The 5,044-nt window shown below is 64.0% G+C and carries 3 protein-coding genes and 1 pseudogene; all 4 read left to right on the top strand.

Going from position 1 to position 5,044, the window contains the following annotated elements:
* Positions 1 to 870 (top strand): lytic transglycosylase (locus FFS27_RS28365; RefSeq protein WP_137952364.1); only part of this gene is annotated, 870 nt, incomplete at its 5' end.
* A 190-nt stretch (positions 871 to 1,060) separates the two neighbouring features.
* Positions 1,061 to 2,890: an extracellular solute-binding protein gene (locus FFS27_RS28360; RefSeq protein WP_003098137.1), complete on the top strand. Its 1,830-nt coding sequence runs from the start codon at positions 1,061 to 1,063 to the stop codon at positions 2,888 to 2,890.
* A complete protein-coding gene (locus FFS27_RS28355) occupies positions 2,887 to 4,734 on the top strand; it encodes an extracellular solute-binding protein (protein ID WP_003087944.1) in 1,848 nt (615 codons plus the stop codon). The genes FFS27_RS28360 and FFS27_RS28355 overlap by 4 nt, the downstream gene beginning before the upstream one ends.
* A gap of 6 nt (positions 4,735 to 4,740) precedes the next feature.
* A pseudogene (locus FFS27_RS28350) lies at positions 4,741 to 5,044 on the top strand (microcin ABC transporter permease); the annotation flags it as partial.

Raw genomic sequence — 5,044 nt, 5'->3', positions numbered from 1 at the left:
ACCCAGGACTACGTACCCAAGCTGCTCGCCCTCTCGCAGATCGTCATGGCGCCGGATTCCTACGGCATCAGCCTGAACCCGATCAACAACGAGCCCTACTTCCAGGCCGTCCGGGTCAAGCGCGGGATCGACCTGTCCAGCGTCGCCGCGCTGGCGAACCTGGACGAGGATGAGCTGTACCAGCTGAACCCGGCCTACAAGCGCCGCGTGACCATGGACGGCCCCCAGCAACTGTTGGTGCCGATGGAGAAAGCGGCGTTCCTGACCGCCTCGCTGGACACCCTCAAGCCGAAGGAAGTCACCGCCTGGCAGCAATACCGGGTGCGTAGCGGCGACAGCCTGCACAGCATCGCCAACCGCTATCGGATCACCGTAGCGGAGCTCAAGAGCGCCAACCGCCTGTCCAGCAACCACCTGCGCAAGGGCCAGCAACTGAGCATCCCCGGGCAGATCGCCGGCGGCGCCGTCAAGCCGGTCTACCAGCAACTCGCCCGACAGGCTTCCACCCCGGCCAGGACCCGCTCCTACAAGGTCAAGAACGGCGACAGCCTGTGGCAGATCGCCCGCAACAACGGCGTCGACGTCAACGACCTGAAGCGCTGGAACGGCCTGGACAAGCACGCCCTGAAGGTCGGCCAGACCCTCAAGCTGCAAGGCGGCACCCAGGCCCTGGCGGCCCGCAAGGGAAACGCCGCCGGCAAGCGCGACAGCGCCACCTACTACAAGGTCAAGCAAGGCGACTCGATGTACCTGATCGCCAAGCGCTTCAATGTCGAGATGAAGCACCTGCAGCGCTGGAACCCGCGCAGCAAGCAGGCGCTCAAGCCCGGCCAGACCCTGACCCTGTACCTGGACACCGCGAGCCGCTGACAGCCCATTGCAGGCCGTCCCGAAACGCCACGCCCGCTCCTGCCGGCGTGGCGTTTTCGCAAGCGCGGCCAGAACCCCGGACCCTAGGCCGGACAGGCCCGCGCTCCCTCTTTTTTCCTGTGCGGGCAAGGTGTTACTGTTGCCTGACGATTCGTTGTCAAAAATAGCCAAGGACCCGGACACACGCCTGATGCGTCGCCTCTCCTTCCTGATCCTCGGCCTGGCCGTGAGCCTGCCCAGCTTCGCCGCGATTACCCAGAGCCATGGTTATGCCCAATTCGGCACGCTCAAGTATCCGGCCAATTTCCAGCACTTCGACTGGACCAATCCCGACGCCCCCAAAGGCGGCACCTTGCGCCTGATGGCCTCGGGCAGCTTCGACACGCTCAACCCCTACACCCTGAAAGGCACCAGCCCGATCGGCACCGGCGATTTCCTCCAGTACGGCGTCAATGAGCTGAACGAACCATTGATGGTGGGCACCGGCCTGTACGACCCGTCCGGCGACGAACCAGCCTCCAGCTATGGCCTGATCGCGAAGAGCGTGGAATACGCGGAAAACCGCAGCTGGGTGGTATTCAACCTGCGGCCGGAAGCACGCTTCCACGACGGCAGGCCGATCACCGCCAGCGACGTGGCCTTTTCCTATCGCACCCTGGTCAAGCAGGGGCACCCGATGTACCGCACCTACCTGCAGGAGGTGAAGCGGGTCGATATCCTCACCTCCCACCGGGTGCGTTTCGTCCTGCGGCGCTCCGGCAACCCGCTGCTGATCCTGCGCCTGGGCGAGCTTCCGGTGCTGCCGCAGCATTACTGGAAGGATCGCGACTTCCGCGCCACCACCTTCACCGCGCCGCTGGGCAGCGGTCCCTATCGCATCGTCGAGGTCGATCCCGGGCGCCGCCTGGTGTTCGAACGCGTGAAGGGCTGGTGGGGCGAAAAACTGCCGGTGAACCGCGGCAAATACAATTTCGACCGGGTCGTGGTGGACTTCTACCGGGACAACGGCGTCGCCTTCGAAGCCTTCAAGGCCGGCGAGTTCGACTTCTACATCGAGCACCAGGCGAAGAACTGGCTGAACAACTATCGCTTCCCCGCGGTTCTGCGCGGCGATGTGATCCGCACGGAAATCCCGCACCAGATCCCCAGCCAGACCCAGGCGTTGTTCATGAACACCCGTCGCGCCGTGTTCAAGGAGCGCGCGCTACGCCAGGCGCTGGGCGAGATGTTCGACTTCGAATGGACCAATCGCGCCCTCTTCAGCAATTCCTACCTGCGCTCGCGCAGCTACTACCCGAACAGCGAATTCGCCGCCAGCGGCGTCCCGGAGGGCCAGGAATGGCTGTACCTGTCGCCGTACCGCAAGCAATTGCCGGCGCAGTTGTTCAAACAGCCGTTCAGCCTGCCGACCACCGAGGGGCGCGGCATTCCCCGTGAAACCCTCAGGCATGCGCTAGGTCTACTGGCCGATGCCGGCTGGAAGCTGTCCGGCGACCGACTGCTGAATAAAAAGGGCGAACCGCTGCGCTTCGAAATCCTGCTGGTCAATCCGAGCCTGGAGCGTATTCTCCAGCCCTATCGCGAAAACCTCGCCAGCATCGGCATCGACGCGCGCCTGCGCACCGTCGACCGCGCCCAATACAAGCAGCGCCTGGACCAGTTCGACTACGACATGATCCTCATGACCCTGCCGCAGACCCTCAGTCCCGGCCTGGAACAGTGGCAGTACTTCCACTCCAGCCAGGTGAAGGTCAAGGGCAGCAAGAATTACGCGGGAATCGCCAACCCGGTGGTCGACGCCATGCTCAACCGCCTGCTCGGCGCCCACAGCCGCGACGAACAGGTCGCCGCCGCGCGCGCCCTGGACCGGACCTTGCTCTGGCAGTACTACAGCATTCCCAACTGGTACCTCAATTCGCACCGTCTGGCGTACCGCAACCGCTTCGCCTTCGTCGCCACCCCGCCCTACACCCTGGGCCTGCGCGCGTGGTGGCAGAAAAACCTGGAGACGTCCCGATGATCCGTCCCCGCTTCACCCCTCTGCTGGCAGCCCTGCTGCTCGGCTGCTGCGGCCCGCTCCTCGCCGCCCCGAAACATGCACTGACGCTCTACGATGAGCCTCCGAAGTATCCCGCCGATTTCAAGCATTTCGACTACGTGAATCCGGATGCGCCGAAAGGCGGCATCCTCCGCCAGGCCGACTTCGGCGGCTTCGACAGCCTTAACCCGTTCATCGGCAAGGGCGTCTCGGCCCCTTCGCTGGGCCTGATCTACGACACCCTGGCCTTCCAGTCGCAGGACGAGCCGTTCACCGAATACGGCCTGCTCGCGGAGAAGATCGAGAAGGCACCGGACAACAGCTACGTGCGCTTCTACCTGCGCCCCCAGGCCCGTTTCAGCGATGGCACGCCGGTCACCGCCGAAGACGTGGTGTTCACCTTCGAGACGCTGGTGAGCAAGGGCGACCCGATGTACCGCAACTACTATGCGGACGTCGACAAGGTGGTCGCCGAGGACAAGCTTCGCGTGCGCTTCGACTTCAAGCACGCCGGCAACCGCGAACTGCCGCTGATCCTCGGCCAGATCGCGATCCTGCCGAAACACTGGTGGGCCGACCGCGACTTTTCCAAGACCGGCATGGAAATCCCGGTGGGCAGCGGTCCCTACCGCATCGCCAAGGTCGATCCGGGACGCTCCATCAGCTACGAGCGAGTCAAGGACTGGTGGGCCAAGGACCTTCCGGTCTCCCGCGGACTCTATAACTTCGACACCATCACCATCGACTCCTATCGCGACATGTCGGTCGCCCTGGAAGCCTTCAAGGCCGGCCAGTACGACGTCAACCTCGAATATTCGGCGAAGGACTGGGCCACCGGCTACGAGTCGCCGGCATTGCGCGACGGGCGCTTCATCAAGGCCAGCATCCACAACCACAACCCGGTGGGGATGCAGGGCTTCGCCTTCAATATCCGCCGCCCGGTGTTCCAGGACCGCCGGGTACGCCAGGCGATCAGCCTGCTGTTCGACTTCGAATGGTCGAACAAGCAGCTGTTCTTCAGCTCCTACAAGCGCACCAACAGCTATTTCGAGAACTCGGAGATGGCCGCCCACCAGTTGCCCAGCGAAGCCGAGCTGAAGATCCTCGAACCGCTGCGCGGCAAGATTCCCGACGAGGCCTTCGACCAGGTCTTCCAGAATCCGGTCAATGACGGCAGCGGGGTGATCCGCGAGCAGCGGCGCAAGGCCTACCAGTTGCTCACCGAGGCCGGTTACAGGATCGAGAACAACCGCATGGTAGGTCCCGACGGCCAACCACTGAGCTTCGAATTCATGCTGTTCCAGGCCAACATGGAACGGGTCATCCTGCCGTTCAAGCGCAACCTGGCCGAACTTGGCATCGACATGCAGATCCGTCGCGTCGACGTCTCGCAGTTCGTCAACCGCCTGCGCTCGCGGGATTTCGACATGACCTCGGCGACCTGGCCGCAATCCAACTCGCCAGGCAACGAACAGCGAGAGTTCTGGCATTCCAGCAGCGCCGACAAGGCCGGCAGCCGCAACTTCATCGGCCTCAAGGACCCGGCCATCGACAGCCTGGTGGAGAGCCTGATCCAGTCCGACTCGCGGCAAAGCCTGATCGACCATACCCGCGCCCTCGACCGCGTACTGTCGTGGGGCTACTACGTGGTTCCCAACTACTACGTCGATACCTGGCGGGTCGCCTACTGGAACCGTTTCGGCCGGCCGAAGGTGACGCCACTCTACGACTGGGGCCTGATGACCTGGTGGCAAACCAGCGACAAGGCGCTGCCGAGCAAGGCGCAAGCCGAAGCCGCGCAAGACGCCGAGCCGGAACGGGAGTAACGCCGCATGCTCTCCTATATCCTGCGGCGCCTGCTGCTGATCGTCCCTACCCTGTTCGGCATCCTGCTGATCAACTTCATCATCATCCAGGCCGCTCCCGGCGGTCCGGTGGAGCAGATGATCGCCAAGCTGGAAGGCTTCGACGCCGCTTCCGGCGGCGCCACCGGACGCATCTCCGGCGGCGGCGGCGAAGTCGCCGTGGCCGGCTCGCAATACCGCGGCGCGCAAGGCCTGGACCCGGAGCTAGTGAAAGAGATCGAGCGCATGTACGGCTTCGACAAGTCGGCCCCCGAGCGCTTCATGATCATGC

The organism is Pseudomonas sp. 2VD (assembly GCF_005503585.1).
GTDB lineage: Bacteria > Pseudomonadota > Gammaproteobacteria > Pseudomonadales > Pseudomonadaceae > Pseudomonas > Pseudomonas aeruginosa.
This window is presented reverse-complemented; position numbering and strand designations above follow the sequence as displayed.